The organism is Kitasatospora sp. NPDC057940 (assembly GCF_042887425.1).
Classification (GTDB): Bacteria; Actinomycetota; Actinomycetes; order Streptomycetales; family Streptomycetaceae; genus Kitasatospora.
In genome coordinates this window covers 244384-258339 of record NZ_JBHVPH010000005.1, presented here as the reverse complement: position 1 = coordinate 258339, position 13956 = coordinate 244384, and the positions used below count along the sequence as shown (strand labels likewise).

General features: G+C 72.9%; 15 protein-coding genes and 1 riboswitch. Of the genes, 12 read left to right on the top strand and 3 right to left on the bottom strand.

Features of this window, described 5'->3' with window-relative positions:
- The first annotated feature begins 61 nt into the window (after positions 1-61).
- Entirely contained in the window at positions 62-250 is a 189-nt protein-coding gene (locus ACFVTF_RS11460; RefSeq protein WP_350883537.1) for a DUF1508 domain-containing protein, read from the top strand.
- Positions 251-392: 142 nt separating this feature from the next.
- On the opposite strand, the gene ACFVTF_RS11455 is transcribed toward ACFVTF_RS11460, so the two are convergent.
- Positions 393-1088: an MSMEG_1061 family FMN-dependent PPOX-type flavoprotein gene (locus ACFVTF_RS11455; RefSeq protein ID WP_387812202.1), complete on the bottom strand. Its 696-nt coding sequence runs from the start codon at positions 1086-1088 to the stop codon at positions 393-395.
- A gap of 141 nt (positions 1089-1229) precedes the next feature.
- On the opposite strand from ACFVTF_RS11455, the gene ACFVTF_RS11450 reads away from it, so the two are divergent.
- From ACFVTF_RS11450 to ACFVTF_RS11400, 11 genes are all read left to right on the top strand, one after another.
- Positions 1230-1544, top strand: a complete 315-nt coding sequence (locus tag ACFVTF_RS11450; RefSeq protein WP_350883541.1) for an antibiotic biosynthesis monooxygenase family protein — start codon at positions 1230-1232, stop codon at positions 1542-1544.
- 198 nt (positions 1545-1742) lie between these two features.
- Positions 1743-1870: riboswitch (FMN riboswitch) on the top strand.
- Between the two features lie 207 nt (positions 1871-2077).
- Positions 2078-2740 carry a riboflavin synthase gene (locus ACFVTF_RS11445; protein ID WP_387812198.1) on the top strand — a complete coding sequence of 221 codons (663 nt, stop codon included), beginning with the start codon at positions 2078-2080 and terminating at the stop codon, positions 2738-2740.
- A gap of 56 nt (positions 2741-2796) precedes the next feature.
- Positions 2797-3384: a nicotinamide mononucleotide transporter family protein gene (locus ACFVTF_RS11440; protein ID WP_350883668.1), complete on the top strand. Its 588-nt coding sequence runs from the start codon at positions 2797-2799 to the stop codon at positions 3382-3384.
- A complete protein-coding gene (locus ACFVTF_RS11435) occupies positions 3381-4658 on the top strand; it encodes a bifunctional 3,4-dihydroxy-2-butanone-4-phosphate synthase/GTP cyclohydrolase II (protein ID WP_387812196.1) in 1278 nt (425 codons plus the stop codon). The genes ACFVTF_RS11440 and ACFVTF_RS11435 overlap by 4 nt, the downstream gene beginning before the upstream one ends.
- Before the next feature lie 71 nt (positions 4659-4729).
- Positions 4730-5203, top strand: a complete 474-nt coding sequence (ribH, locus tag ACFVTF_RS11430; RefSeq protein WP_387812193.1) for a 6,7-dimethyl-8-ribityllumazine synthase — start codon at positions 4730-4732, stop codon at positions 5201-5203.
- Positions 5204-5303: 100 nt separating this feature from the next.
- Entirely contained in the window at positions 5304-5576 is a 273-nt protein-coding gene (locus ACFVTF_RS11425; RefSeq protein WP_063346472.1) for a phosphoribosyl-ATP diphosphatase, read from the top strand.
- Between the two features lie 45 nt (positions 5577-5621).
- The gene (gene hisG, locus ACFVTF_RS11420; RefSeq protein ID WP_350883551.1) at positions 5622-6470 is read left to right on the top strand and encodes an ATP phosphoribosyltransferase; all 849 of its coding nucleotides are present in this window, start codon (positions 5622-5624) and stop codon (positions 6468-6470) included.
- 164 nt (positions 6471-6634) lie between these two features.
- A complete protein-coding gene (locus ACFVTF_RS11415; RefSeq protein ID WP_350883553.1) occupies positions 6635-7075 on the top strand; it encodes a PH domain-containing protein in 441 nt (146 codons plus the stop codon).
- Between the two features lie 215 nt (positions 7076-7290).
- Positions 7291-8634 carry a hemolysin family protein gene (locus tag ACFVTF_RS11410; protein ID WP_371516012.1) on the top strand — a complete coding sequence of 448 codons (1344 nt, stop codon included), beginning with the start codon at positions 7291-7293 and terminating at the stop codon, positions 8632-8634.
- A complete protein-coding gene (locus ACFVTF_RS11405; protein WP_387812188.1) occupies positions 8631-9677 on the top strand; it encodes a hemolysin family protein in 1047 nt (348 codons plus the stop codon). Before ACFVTF_RS11410 ends, ACFVTF_RS11405 begins: the two co-directional genes overlap by 4 nt.
- Positions 9678-9775: 98 nt before the next feature.
- Positions 9776-10762 (top strand): NAD-dependent epimerase/dehydratase family protein, encoded by a 987-nt coding sequence (locus ACFVTF_RS11400; RefSeq protein ID WP_387812185.1) that lies wholly within the window; start codon positions 9776-9778, stop codon positions 10760-10762.
- Positions 10763-10789: 27 nt separating this feature from the next.
- On the opposite strand, the gene ACFVTF_RS11395 is transcribed toward ACFVTF_RS11400, so the two are convergent.
- Together ACFVTF_RS11395 and ACFVTF_RS11390 are read right to left on the bottom strand one after the other, a co-directional pair.
- Positions 10790-12766 carry an AAA family ATPase gene (locus tag ACFVTF_RS11395; RefSeq protein ID WP_387812545.1) on the bottom strand — a complete coding sequence of 659 codons (1977 nt, stop codon included), beginning with the start codon at positions 12764-12766 and terminating at the stop codon, positions 10790-10792.
- Between the two features lie 408 nt (positions 12767-13174).
- Positions 13175-13807 carry a uridine kinase gene (locus tag ACFVTF_RS11390; RefSeq protein WP_387812183.1) on the bottom strand — a complete coding sequence of 211 codons (633 nt, stop codon included), beginning with the start codon at positions 13805-13807 and terminating at the stop codon, positions 13175-13177.
- Positions 13808-13956: the final 149 nt, after the last annotated feature.

Genomic DNA, 13956 nt, shown 5'->3' with positions numbered 1-13956 from the left:
CGCACGGTGCTGGAGGGGGTCGACCAGAGGCGCGCCGCGCGCCGCACGAGGAGGTGGCCCGATGGCGGGCAAGTTCGAGGTCTACGAGGACGCCGGCGGCAAGTACCGGTTCCGGCTCAAGGCGGGCAACGGCGAGATCGTCGCCACCGGCCAGGGCTACTCCAGCAAGGAGGCCGCCCACAAGGGCGTCGAGGCCGTCCAGCGGGCGGCCAGCGACGCGCCGGTGGTGGACCTGCCCAAGGCCGCCTGAGCACGCCGAGCGCCGAGCGCCGAGCACCGAGCGCCGAGCGCCGAGCGCCGAGCACCGAGCATCGAGCGCCGAGCGCCGCCCGCCACGCGGCGGCACGCCGTGTGGCGGAAGGCGCCCGCCGCACCCGCCCGCGCCGCGGTCGTCACTCGTAGCGGTGGAGCAGCGCCTCCCGCTCGGTCCGCTCGATCATCTCGATGGTCAGCGAGTCGTCCCGCAGGTGCGAGAGGGTGATCTCGGCCGAGGTCGGCTGCGCGTCCTTGGCCGGCCAGTTCTCCGGCTTCCACGCCGAGCCGCGCAGGAAGGACTTCGGGCAGTGCGCGTACACCTCCTCGACGGCCACCACGATCGCGCTGCGCGGGGGCTTGCCGACGGCGGTCAGCTGCCGCAGCAGCTCCGGGTCGGTGGAGACGCAGGCCCGCCCGTTGACCCGGAGCGTGGTGTCCCGGCCCGGGACGACGAAGAGCAGCCCGACCCGGCCGTTCTCCAGGATGTTGTGCAGGGTGTCCAACCGCTTGTTGCCGGTGGCGTCCGGGATGGCGAGGGTGTGCTCGTCGAGGACGGAGACCACCCCGGCCGGCCCGCCGCGCGGGGAGACGTCGCAGCGCCCGGCGGCGTCCGAGCTGGCCACGAACACCAGCGAGGAGCAGGCGATCAGCCGCCGTGCGACCTCGTGCAGGTGGTCGACCTGCTTGCGGCGCGCGTGGTCGCCGGGCTGCTCGTAGATCTCGCGCAGCTGCGCCGGGTCGGTCAGCGCCCCTGCGCTGAGAGCGGCGAACAGGCTGCCCGGCGCATCCGGAGCGGCGGTTGACGATATGACAGATTCCGGTGTGCTGGTCATACCGGAAATCTAGCCGAGCCCCTTCCCGGAGCCCCCGGCCGCCGACCGGTGCGGTCCTCGGTAAAGCTTCCCCGCCACCCCTCCCCACCAGCGCTTTTACCCTGATAATGGGGCCAGGCGCTCCGCTCGGAGGTGGTGGTCGTGATCGTGAGGATCTGGGCCGGGCAGGTCCTGGCCAGTCGCATCGAGGAATTCTGTGTGCTGCTGACAACCCAGGTGATCCCGCAGCTCGGACGGACCGACGGTTGCCTGGGCGGCGAACTGCTGCGCTCGGTGACCGAGGACGGACACCGGGTGCTCGTGGTGAGCCGCTGGCGAGACGAGGAGGCGCTGCGCGGGTACGCGGGGCCGATGTGGCGGATCCGGCCGGTCTGGTCGGAAGGCGAGCTGTGCTACCTCGCGCACCCGCCGGTGGTCAGCCACTTCACGTCGATCGCCGCACCCGCCACGCTCTGAGCGCACCCGCCGCGCTCCGACCGCGCCCGACTACCCTTCGTATGCGCTCGCCACCCTCCGTAGGTGAACGCCGTGTTGCGGGCGCCACCTACCACCCGGCCGCACATTCCCCGCATCCGCGTGAAACAGCCCACAGCGGAAGGCTCTCCCTGGGCTTGCGCGCGTCATGGCAGAATGACCCCAACAGCAGTGACGTTCAGCGCACTCCGGGGTCGGTGAAAATCCGAACCGGCGGTTACAGTCCGCGACCCGTCCGCAGCCAGCGGCCGGTTGACCAGGTGAAATTCCTGGACCGACGGTTAAAGTCCGGATGGGAGGCGTGCGCGGGCGGACGAAGAGCAGTATCCGTGGTCCCCCGGTGGACCACGGCCAGGTGAACGGCGGGAGAGGTGTCTCCCGTGCCGGGCGAGCGATCTCCCGGCGGCCTCGGCATCCCGGCGACGGGTCGTGCCGTCGGCTCGCGCGCCGTTGCCCGTCCGTGTCATCTCCCATGCCGCCCCGGAGTCCGCGCCCCAAGCGCGAGGAGAACCCGGGTGTTCACCGGCATCATCGAAGAGCTCGGCGAGGTCGTGTCGATCGAGGAGATCGGCGACTCCTCGCGAATCCGCCTGCGCGGCCCGGTGGTCTGTCAGGGTGCGCGGCACGGCGACTCCATCGCGGTCAACGGCGTCTGCCTGACCGTTGTCGACAGCCCGGACCAACTGGCGGCCGACACCGGCGAGTTCAGCGCCGACGTGATGGCCGAGACGTTGCACCGCTCCAGCCTCGGCGAGTTGAAGCCCGGCTCCCGGGTCAACCTGGAGCGCGCCATGGCGCTCGGCGACCGGCTCGGCGGCCACCTCGTCCAGGGCCATGTCGACGCCACCGGCACGCTGTTGGGCCGCGAGCCCGGCGAGCGCGACGCGGTGGGCGACCTGCGCTGGGAGGTGCTGCGCTTCTCGCTGCCCGACACCATCTCCCGCTACCTGGTGGAGAAGGGCTCGATCACGGTCGACGGCGTCAGCCTCACCGTGGTGGAGGCCGCCCGGGACAGCTTCACCGTCAGCCTCATCCCCACCACCCTCGCGCTGACCTCGCTCGGCGCCAAGGCCGTCGGCGAGAGCGTCAACCTCGAAGTGGACGTGCTCGCCAAGTACGTCGAGCGACTGCTCGACTCCCGCACCCTTCCCCCGACGATCGCCGGAGAGTCCAAGTGAACTGGCTCAGCGGAGAAGCGTTCACCGTCTTCGGCGAGCACGTGAAGTGGGCCGACATGTTCGGCAACCTGCTCGGCCTGGCCGGGCTGGCCTTCGGCTGGCGCCGCTCGGTCTGGAGCTGGCCGCTCCAACTCCTGTCCGGCGCCGTGCTGATCGCCGCCTACCTCGGGGGCCACGTCCCCGGCCTGATCGGCAAGCAGCTGATCGTGCTCGTCACCGCCGCCTGGGGCTGGGCCCAGTGGCGGCGGGGCCGCCGGGACACCGGCACGATCGCCGTCCGCTTCGCCACCTGGCCCGAGCGGGCCGCCCTGGTGGTCGGCACCGCGGCCGGCACCGTCGCGCTGGCCTGGCTGTTCACGGCCCACCCCAGCCTGTCCTGGAGCCCCTGGTCGGACGCCTACATCTTCGTCGGCACGCTGGCCGCGATGGTCGCCCAGGCCCGTGGCTGGCTGGAGTTCTGGTTCGCCTGGATCGCCGTCGACGTGGTCGGCGTCCCGCTCGCCTTCAACAACGGCTACCCCTTCTCCGGCCTCACCTACTCGATCTACTTCGTCCTGGTGCTGCTCGGCCTGCGCTCCTGGTGGCTGAGCAGTCGTGAGCCGCGCGTCAACTCCGCCACCGTCCCGCAGGGAGTCACGGTATGACCGAGAACCACACCGCCGACCGCGAGCGCGAGGCGGCACCCGAACTCGTCCTCGACCCGGTCGAGCGCGCGATCGCCGACATCGCCCTCGGCCGCGCCGTGATCGTGGTCGACGACGAGGACCGCGAGAACGAGGGCGACATCGTCTTCGCCGCCTCCGCCGCCACCCCCGAGCTGATGGCCTTCACCATCCGCTACAGCTCCGGCGTGATCTGCGCCCCGCTGACCGGCGAGGAGCTGGACCGGCTCAAGCTGCCGCCGATGACCCAGGTCAACGAGGACCGCAAGGGCACCGCGTACACCGTCTCGGTGGACGCCCGGGAGGGGGTCGACACCGGCATCTCCGCCGCCGACCGAGCCCGCACCGTCCGGCTGCTGTCCTCGCCCGGCACCGAGCCCGGCGACCTCACCCGCCCCGGGCACGTGTTCCCGCTGCGCGCGGTCGAGGGCGGCGTGCTGGTGCGCCCCGGCCACACCGAGGCCGCCGTCGACCTGGCCCGGCTCGCCGGACTGCCGCCGGCCGGTGCGATCGCCGAGGTGGTCAACGACGACGGCACCATGGCCCGGCTGCCCGAACTGGTCGCCTTCGCCCGCGAGCACGGCCTCGCGATCATCTCCATCGAGGACCTGATCGCCTACCGCCGCCGCACCGAACTGCACGTCGACCGGGCCGCTGTGACCGCCCTGCCCACCGTCCACGGCGAGTTCACGGCCGTCGGCTACAAGGGCACCATCGACGGCGTCGAGCACCTCGCGCTGGTGGCCGGCGGCCTCGGCGCGGACGGCCGGCTGCCCGAGGGCGAGGACGTCGTGGTCCGGGTCCACTCCGAGTGCCTGACCGGCGACGTCTTCGGCTCGCTGCGCTGCGACTGCGGCCCCCAGCTGGAGGCCTCGCTGCACAAGGTCGCCGAGTCCGGCCGCGGCGTGGTGCTCTACCTGCGCGGCCACGAGGGCCGGGGGATCGGCCTGGCCCACAAGCTGCGCGCCTACGAACTCCAGGAGCAGGGGCGCGACACCGTCGACGCCAACCTCGACCTCGGCCTGCCGGCCGACGCCCGCGACTACAGCATCGCGGCGCAGATGCTGGTGGACCTCGGCGTCCGCTCGCTCACCCTGCTCACCAACAACCCGGAGAAGCTCACCGCGCTCACCGAGCACGGCCTCAAGGTCAAGGGGCGCGAAGCGGTCGAGATCGCGCCGGGTGAGCACAACCTGCGCTACCTGCGCACCAAGCGCGACCGGATGGGCCACGACCTGCCCGGTCTCGACTCCTGAACCCACCGCACGCCCCTCGCACGCATCACGCACCACCTCACGAACCACCACCACGGACAGGAAGAACGAGCATGAGCGGCCACGGAGCCCCCGAGCTGACCATCGACGGCGCCGCCGACCTCAAGGTCGCCGTCGTCGCCGCCCAGTGGCACGACGTCGTGATGAACGGCCTGCTGGACGGCGCCCACCGGGCGCTCAAGGAACTGGGCGTCGTCGAGCCGACCGTGCTGCGCGTCCCCGGCACCTTCGAGCTGCCGGTCGCCGCCAAGCGCCTCGCCGACCACGGCTACGACGCGGTCGTCGCCCTCGGCGTGGTGATCCGCGGCGGCACCCCGCACTTCGACTACGTCTGCCAGGCGGCCACCGCCGGCCTCACCCAGGTGACCGTCGACACCGGCGTCCCGGTCGGCTTCGGCGTGCTGACCTGCGACAACGAGGAGCAGGCGCTCGACCGCGCCGGCCTGCCCGGCTCCGCGGAGGACAAGGGCCACGAGGCCGTCACCGCCGCCGTCGCGACCGCCGCGGTGCTGCGCGCCGCGCTCTGAGCGCACCGTCCCGACCCGGACCGTGGACATCCAACGGACTGTCCACGGTCCGGGACCGTTTACCGCCGGTCAGCCCGCACGCCGTAAGGTGAGTCCCATCATGGCTTCGAAGACATTCGAGGAGCTCTTCGCCGAGCTCCAGCAGAAGGCCGCCACCGGCGACCCCTCGTCCTCCCGTACCGCGCAGCTCGCCCAGCAGGGCGTCCATGCGATCGGCAAGAAGGTCGTCGAGGAGGCCGCCGAAGTCTGGATGGCCGCCGAGTTTCAGACGGACGAGCAGACCGCCGAGGAGATCTCACAGCTCCTGTACCACGTTCAGGTGATGATGATCGCCCGCGGGCTGACGCTCGACGACGTCTACAAGTACCTCTAAACCCGAACCGCACACCCCTCCCCACAGGTAAGGAACCAACCTCCCATGCTGCGCATCGCCGTCCCCAACAAGGGTTCTCTCTCGGGTCCCGCGGCGGAGATGCTCCATGAGGCCGGCTACCGCCAGCGGAAGGACCCCAAGGAGCTCGTCCTCGTCGACCCGAACAACGAGGTCGAGTTCTTCTTCCTGCGCCCGCGCGACATCGCCGTCTACGTCGGCTCCGGCCGCCTGGACATCGGCATCACCGGCCGTGACCTGCTGCTGGACTCGCACTCCAACGCCGAGGAGGTGCTCGCCCTCGGCTTCGCCGCGTCGACCTTCCGCTTCGCCCGCCCCGAAGGCGTGGCCGTCGAGGACGTCAAGGGCCTGGAGGGCCTGCGGATCGCGACCTCCTACACCGGCCTGGTCGAGCAGCACCTCGCCGACCACGGCGTGAAGGCGACCGTCACCAAGCTGGACGGCGCGGTGGAGACCGCGGTGCAGCTGGGCGTCGCCGACGTGATCGCCGACGTGGTGGAGACCGGCACCAGCCTGCGCAACGCCGGCCTGGAGGTGTTCGGCGAGCCGATCCTGATCTCGGACGCCGTGGTGATCCGCCCCAAGGGCGCGGGCGAGGACACCCGGGTGGACCAGTTCCTGCGCCGGCTCCAGGGCGTGCTGGTGGCCCGCCGCTACGTGCTGATGGACTACGACATCCGCGCCGAGAAGGTCGGCGCCGCCGTGGCGCTCACCCCCGGCCTGGAGTCGCCGACCGTCTCCCCGCTGCACACCGAGGGCTGGGTGGCGGTGCGCTCGATGGTGCTCCGTAAGGAGGCCCAGCAGATCATGGACGACCTGTGGGGCATCGGCGCCCGGGCCATCCTGGTCACCAACATCCACGCCTGCCGCCTCTGACCGGCGCGGCGGCGACCTCGCCCGCCGTGGTGCGGGTAAGGAACGGTTGAATGGGGCGGGGACGCTGACCGGCGTCCCCGCCCTTCGTCCGATCCGCCCGCCGCCCGGGACCGTCGTTCCCGGGAACGACCGTTCCCCCCGAACCACCCCACCGGAGACCCCACGTGTCCACGCCGCCCGTCGAGTTCCCCGTCACCTGGGCGCCGCGCCGCACCCGCGCCGTGCTGCTGCCGGTCTGCGCGCTGCTGGTGGTGCTGTTCGCGGTGATGGCCGTGGCGCTCCCGGAGAACTGGCAGCTCAACGACCGGATCATGATGGCGGGCAGCGGCGTGCTGTTCGCGTGCGTGGGCCTGATGCTGGCCCGCCCCCGGGTGAGCGCCGACGCGCAGGGCGTGACGGTGGTCAACTTCGTCCGCAGCCGCCGGCTCACCTGGGCCGAGATCGTCCGGGTCAACTTCCGCCAGGGCGACCCGTGGGCCACCCTCGACCTGGCCGACGGCACCTCGCTCGCCGCGGTCGGCATCCAGTCCGGCGTCGGCAAGGACCAGGCGATCGCGCACGCCCGCGCCCTGCGCGACCTGGTCGAGCACCACGCCGGGGCCTGAGCCCGGGGGACCGGCCGGGCCTGCGAATCCTCGGCCCGGCGGGTCCGAACACTCTTCCTACCACCGTCCGGGTATGGTCTACGCTGGTAAAAGCAGGGCAAAACTTCCGTCCTGCCCGAAAGACGACTTGAGGAGTGACTTCCCCCCTCGATGGACGATCCGTCCGGTAGTACCTGCGCCGCCCACCTTCCTGTCAGCGGAAGGCAGGCGGCACTGTGATCACCGCCTGGCTGCTGTTGCTCGCAGCCCTCCTGCTGATCCTCGCCAACGGCCTGTTCGTGGCCGCCGAGTTCGCCTTCGTGACCGTCGAGCGCGGGGCCGTCGAACGCTCCGCCGAGGCCGGCGACGCCAAGTCCGTCCGCGTCTCCCGGGCCCTGCGGCACCTCTCGTTCGAACTCTCCGGCGCCCAGCTCGGCATCACCGTCACCTCGCTGGTGGTCGGCATGCTCGCCGAGCCGGCGCTGTCCACCCTGCTCAGCCCCGTCATGACCGGGATCGGCGTGCCCGAGTCGGCCGCCCGCGGCGTCGCCGTGGTCGTCGGCATGGTGCTCGCCACCGTGGTGCAGATGGTGATCGGCGAGCTGGTCCCGAAGAACTGGGCGATCTCCCGCCCGCTCCAGGTGGCCCGCGCGGTCGCCGCCCCGCACATGGCCTTCTCCTTCGCCTGCCGCCCGCTGATCAGCTTCCTCAACGGGGCGGCCGACCGGACGGTCCGCGCCTTCGGCGTCGAGCCGCAGGAGGAGCTGGACCACGCCCGGACCCCGGCCGAACTGGTCTCGCTGGCCCGCCACTCGGCCAAGGCCGGCGCGATAGACGAGGAGTCGGCGACCCTGTTCGTCCGCACCCTGGGCCTGGGCGAACTGACCGCCGAGTCCGTGATGACCCCGCGGATCGACGTCGCCTCCCTCCAGGGCGACGCCACCGCCTCCGACGTGATCAACCTGACCCGGGCCACCGGCCTGTCCCGCTTCCCGGTCTACACCCACAGCCTGGACGAGGTCACCGGCATCGTGACCCTCAAGGACGCCCTCGCCGTCCCGGCCGCCCGGCGCGGCCTGGTCCGGGTGAGCGAGCTCACCTCGCCGCCGCTGCTGGTGCCCGAGACCCTGCCCGCCGAGCGGCTGCTCGACCAGCTGCGCCGCCTCCAGCCGATGGCCATCGTGGTCGACGAGTACGGCGGCACCGCCGGCGTCGTCACCGTCGAGGACATCGTCGAGGAGATCGTCGGCGAGGTGCAGGACGAGCACGACCCGGCCGACCGCCCCGAGTTGCTCCCGCTGCCCCCGGTGAACGGCCTGCCGGCCTGGGAGGCCGAGGGCCGCGCCCGGATCGACCAGCTGGAGGCGATCGGCCTGATCGCCCCGGACGGCCCGTACGAGACGCTGGCCGGCCTGGTCGCCGACCTGCTCGGCAAGCTGCCCGAGGTCGGGGAGCAGGCGGAGCTGCCGGGCTGGCGCTTCACCGTGACGGGTGTCGACCGGCACCGCACCAGCCAGGTCCGGGTCGAGCGCACCAGCGCGCCGGCCTCGTTCGGAGACGACCAGGAGAACGCCCGATGACCGCGCTGCAACTGGCCGTCGCCGTCCTGCTCCTGCTCGGGAACGCCTTCTTCGTCGGCGCCGAGTTCGCCGTCGTCTCGGTGCGCCGAAGCCAGATCGAACCGCTCGCCGAGGCCGGCCACAAGCGTGCCCGCACCGTGCTGCACGCGCTGTCCAACGTGTCCGCGATGCTGGCCGCCGCCCAGCTCGGCATCACCGTCTGCTCGCTGGGCCTCGGCGCCCTGGCCGAGCCGACCATCGCCAGTCTGCTGGAGGGCCCGTTCCACGCGATCGGCGTCCCGTCCGGCCTGATGCACCCGCTGTCGTACGGCATCTCGCTGGCCGTCGTGGTCTTCCTGCACATGGTGATCGGCGAGATGGTGCCCAAGAACATGGCCATGGCGGGCCCGGAGAAGGCCGCGCTCTGGCTCGGCCCGCCGCTGGACCGGCTGGCCCGCTGGCTGGCCCCGGTGATCAGCCTGCTGAACGCCATCGCCAACGGCGTGCTGCGACTGTTCCGGGTCGAGGCCAAGGACGAGGTCGAGTCGGTGTTCACCACCGAGCAGCTGATGTACCTGCTGGCCGACTCCCGGGACGCCGGACTGCTCGACGAGGGCCGCCAGGAGCGTCTTGAGGACGCCCTGGAACTGGGCCACCGCCCGGTCACCGAGGTGCTGCTCAAGCCCGAGCAGCTCGTCACCGTGGACACCAAGGTGACCGCCGCGGAGGTCGAGGAGCTCGCCCTGCGCACCGGCTTCTCGCGCTTCCCCGTCACCGACGGCGACCCGGCCGGCCACGGCTACCTCGGCTACCTGCACCTCAAGGACATCCTCGACGTGGAGGACCCGTCCGCGCCCGTCCCGGCCCGGCTGTGGCGTCCGATCACGGTGCTGCGCGGCAGCCTCCCGCTGGACGACGCGCTCGGCGCGATGCGCCGGGCGACCTGCCACCTGGCCGCCGTGCTGGACCAGGACGGCCGCACGCTCGGTGTGGTCATGCTGGAGGACGTGCTGGAGGAGCTGGTCGGCGAGATGCACGACCCGGACCACCGCTCCGCCGCCTGAGGTTCCCCCCTCCGCTGACGGCGTGTCCGCTGCGGGCGATTCTGCTCTCAGCGTTCAGCCGTTCCCATGCCGGCCACCCTGGGCGCAGGGTGGTCGGCATGAGGCTTCTCCTGCTGGGTGGAACGAATTTCGTCGGACGGGTCGTCGCCGAGGAGGCGTTGGCCAGGGGATGGGAGGTGACGGCCCTCAACCGCGGTACGCAGCCCGCGCCCGCGGGCGTGACCGCGCTGCGGGGCGACCGCACCGCCGAGGGCGGGCTCGCGGCGCTGGCCACGGGGGAGTGGGACGCGGTGGTGGACACCTGGTCCGGAGCCCCGGCGGCGGTGCGTGACAGTGCCCGGCTGCTGGCCGGCCGGGTCGGCCACTACGGGTACGTCTCCAGCCGGTCGGTGTACGACTACCCGCTGGCGCGCGGGGCGGACGAGTCGGCGAAGGCGGTCGAGTCGTCCCCGGACGCCGACGGCGAGGTGCCCTACGCCGAGGCCAAGCGCGGGGCCGAACTGGCCCTGGAGGCGGAGTTCGGCGGGCGCGCCCTGCTCGCCCGGGCCGGGCTGATCCTCGGCCCGCACGAGAACATCGGCCGGCTGCCCTGGTGGTTGAACCGGATCGCCCGGGGCGGCCCCGTGCTCGCCCCCGGCCCGTACGACCTGCCGCTGCAGTACATCGACGTCCGCGACCTCGCGGGCTGGCTCCTGGACGCGTCGGCGGCCCGGCTCGGCGGCGCGTGCAACGTGGTCGGCCCGGCGGGCCACACCACGATGGGCGAGCTGCTGGAGGCCTGCGTGCGGGTCACCGGCTCGGACGCGGACCTGCGCTGGACCGACCCCGAGCGCATCCTGGCGGCCGGCGTCCAGCCCTGGACGGAGCTGCCGATCTGGCTGGCGCCCGGAGAGCTGAACGACTTCCTGCACGGCGCGTCCGTGGAGCGGGCGGTCGCCGCCGGACTGCGCTGCCGGCCGGTGGGCGAGACGGTCGAGGACACCTGGGCCTGGCTGCGGTCGATCGGCGGCGTCGCCCCGCAGCGCGCCGACCGGCCGCAGGTCGGCCTCGACCCCGAGCGCGAGGCCGAGCTGCTCCGGGGCTGAGCCCGGCGCGATCCCGGGGAGCCGGTCTCAGCCGCGGCCGTCGATCAGCTCCCCGTAGGCCTGGACGAGGTCGGGCAGGCGCAGGGTCGCCAGGTCCTCCCGGCCCGGCGGCTCGCGCAGCAGTGAGAGCCGCAGGTCCCGGTAGGCGCAGGACTTCTCGTACAGGGTGCGGATGAACCGGCCGTTCCCCAGTTCGTCGATCCAGCCCTCGCGGACCACGTGGGCGCAGATGCTGGCCAGTTCCTCGGCCGCGTCCTCGTCCCAGCCGTCGCCGTCCCGGCCGGCCAGCGCGGCGCCGATCGCGGTCAGCTCGGTCGGGCGGTAGCTGGGGAAGTCGACCCGGGTGGTGAAACGCGAGTTGAGGCCGGGATTGGTGGCGAGCAGCCGGTTCATGCCCTCGGGGTAGCCGGCCAGGATCACCACCAGGCGGTCGCGGTTGTCCTCGGCGCGTTTCAGCAGCACCTGGAGGGCCTCGTCGCCGTAGGCGTCGCCCTTGGTGTAGCCGGAGTTGGAGAGGCTGTACGCCTCGTCGATGAACAGCACGCCGTCCAGCGCCGAATCGATCAGCTCGTTCGCCTTGACCGCGGTCTGGCCGAGGAACTCGCCGACCAGGTCGGCCCGTTGGGCCTCCACCAGGTGGTCGCCGGAGAGCAGCCCGAGGGCGTGGAAGACCCGGCCGAGGATCCGGGCCACGGTGGTCTTGCCGGTGCCGGAGGGGCCGGAGAAGACGAAGTGGCGCTTGGGCGGCTGGACCGGCAGGCCCTGCGCGGCCCGGAGTCTGGACATCCGCAGCTGCGCGGACAGCGCCCGCACCTGGCGCTTGACCGGCTCCAGGCCCACCATCAGCGAGAGTTCCGCCAGTGCCGCGTCCAACTCGCGCTCGTCGTCGACCGGTTGGGTGGCGGGCGGCGGAGCGGTGCGGGGCTGGGCCTCGGCGCGGACCGGTGCCGGCAGCGGGGCGGCGGAGCCGCCCGGCGAACCCGACCGCTCGCCGGCCGCCTGCGGTGCCGGGCCGGCCGTGGAGCCGTCGCCCGGTCCGGGCCCCGTGAGGAACCCGACGCCCTCGACGAATCCGACCCCGCCGGTGTACCCGACGCCCTCGGTGAAGCCGGGGGCCGCGTCGCCGAAGCCCCCCGCCGTGGCGTACCCGGCCCCGTCCGGGAAGTCCGCCTCGTCCGTCCCGTCCGTCCTGTCGGCCTCGTCCACCTCGTCCGGCCCGGTGTCCTCGTACCCGGCCGACCGCCCGCCCGTCGGCAGGCCGCCGTCCAGCAGGGCGTCCGGCAGGTCGTCCGCCAACCCGTCCTCCGCCGCGATCGCGGCCAGCCGCGCGGCGGTGTCCATGAACACCGGATCGGCCCGGTGCACCGCCCGGTAGAGCGGCAGCGCGGCCGCACTGCGCCCGGCCCCCTCGTACGCCCGGGCCAGCCAGTACCGCAGCTCCTTGCGCTGGGGCTGCTCGGAGCGGCAGCGGGCCAGCGAGGCGGCCAACGGAGCCTGCGCCTGGGCGCACATGTCCAGCCGGACCCGCGCCATGCCGGCGAACAGCCCGGCCTCGATGCCGAGCAGCGGGTCGTCCAGCAGCCGGTCGGTGTCCCGGATCAACTGCTCCCAGTCCTTGAGCAGATAGGACCGGCAGGCGTACAGGAACTGGGCGGACGGGTCCTCGCTGGGCGCCGGGCACTGCTCCAGCGCCCGGTCCAGCTCGGCCAGGTGGCGGCCGTCCAGCCAGTGCGAGGCGTGCGCCAGCGCCAGGTCGCGGGCGTCCTCCAGGACGGGCTGCACCCACCAGCCCAGCCAGTACCAGGAACTGAGCGGGCGGCGGTGGCGCCGCCGCTGCTCGCCGAACCGCTTCTGGTTGCGGTACATGGCCAGCAGCGCCGCCGAGGTGTCGCTGCGCAGCGCGTGCAGGCCGAGCCAGGCGTCGGCCATGCCCGGGTCCAGCCGGACGGCCGCGCGGAACTCCTCCTCGGCACGGGCGTACGCGCCCGCCGTGTACGCGTCCATGGCACGCAGCCACGCGCGTTCGGCGAGCCGGTCCGGGCCGCCCGCGTTGCTGTCCGAACTGTCCACCGTCGTCACTCACGCCCCCCCGCGGCATGGCCCGGGGCTCGGTGGCAGGTCGCCTGCGTGCAGCCGGGCCGGTGGTCGAAAGCCCCCGGGCGCATCTGCGCCTGCGAGGAATCGTACCGGCGTGGCGCTGATCCGGAAGGGCGCCCACGGAGTCAAATGCGATCGTGTGAGCGGTCGTTGAGCGGGTGGGGGCCCGAACCGGCGATGGGGGAGCGCGATTCGGAAAGGACCGGACGGCGCCCCCGGCTCACGGGGGAACAAGCCGGGGACGCCGGGTCCGAGGCGGCCGGAACATCCCGTTCCGGCGGCTGAGGAGAACCTAAATCCTGGTGACAGTGCAGGTCAAGGGCTTGTTGAAGGTTCACCCACGGTGCCCGGCGTGATTCGTCCGGTCACCCCGTCGACCCGCGTCCCGGCGAACGGACGGCTCGGATCCGCGGCGAAATGTGCCGATTCGGCCCGGGCCCAGCCGGCCCAGAACTCGGCCAGATCCGGCCCGTCCCGCTGCTCGCCGCGCCGCCGGGCCGAGGCGGCGTCCAGCTCCAGCCAGATCACCCGGGCCAGCCACGGCCGCACCGCCCGCCGGCCGGCGCCGACGCCCTCCACCAGCACCACCGGGGCGACCGGCACCGCGGCCGTGCCCGCGAAGCGGCGCAGCGTCCAGTCGTACACCCGGTACGCGCCGTCCCGGCCGGCCGCCAGCGGCTCCAGCACCTGTTCGCGCAGCCGCCCGGTCCAGCCGAAGGGCTCGGCGTGGGTGGCCAGGTCGTCGAGGTGGACCACCGGCGCCCCGCCGAGCGCCGCCGCCAGCCGCCCGGCGAAGGTCGTCTTGCCCGAGCCCGCGTGCCCGTCCACCGCGATCAGCCGCACCGGTCCGCAGGAGGGCGGCAGTGCGCGCAGCTCCGCCGCGAGCGAGGCCACCGCGTCGCCGGGAACGGGCGGAAGGGCGGGGGAGAGGGGTCGGGAAGCAGCCACAACGGCAACCCTACGGTGCCGTAGCCCACCAGTCCGTCCAGTTACTCCTGAGTGATCGTGACGGCGGCCCGGGTTTCCGGCATACTCGCATCGCCATGCCTGTGAACGGCCGTTCACCGTAATCCGGTGCCGGTCGGGCCGACCTGCCA

Coding starts and splice junctions, on each gene's coding strand:
- ACFVTF_RS11460 (WP_350883537.1), top strand. CDS start 62: ATGGCGGGCAAGTTCGAGGTCTACGAGGACGCCGGCGGCAAGTACCGG.
- ACFVTF_RS11455 (WP_387812202.1), bottom strand. CDS start 1,088: ATGACCAGCACACCGGAATCTGTCATATCGTCAACCGCCGCTCCGGAT.
- ACFVTF_RS11440 (WP_350883668.1), top strand. CDS start 2,797: ATGTTCGGCAACCTGCTCGGCCTGGCCGGGCTGGCCTTCGGCTGGCGC.
- ACFVTF_RS11435 (WP_387812196.1), top strand. CDS start 3,381: ATGACCGAGAACCACACCGCCGACCGCGAGCGCGAGGCGGCACCCGAA.
- ribH (WP_387812193.1), top strand. CDS start 4,730: ATGAGCGGCCACGGAGCCCCCGAGCTGACCATCGACGGCGCCGCCGAC.
- ACFVTF_RS11425 (WP_063346472.1), top strand. CDS start 5,304: ATGGCTTCGAAGACATTCGAGGAGCTCTTCGCCGAGCTCCAGCAGAAG.
- hisG (WP_350883551.1), top strand. CDS start 5,622: ATGCTGCGCATCGCCGTCCCCAACAAGGGTTCTCTCTCGGGTCCCGCG.
- ACFVTF_RS11405 (WP_387812188.1), top strand. CDS start 8,631: ATGACCGCGCTGCAACTGGCCGTCGCCGTCCTGCTCCTGCTCGGGAAC.
- ACFVTF_RS11400 (WP_387812185.1), top strand. CDS start 9,776: ATGAGGCTTCTCCTGCTGGGTGGAACGAATTTCGTCGGACGGGTCGTC.
- ACFVTF_RS11395 (WP_387812545.1), bottom strand. CDS start 12,766: ATGGACGCGTACACGGCGGGCGCGTACGCCCGTGCCGAGGAGGAGTTC.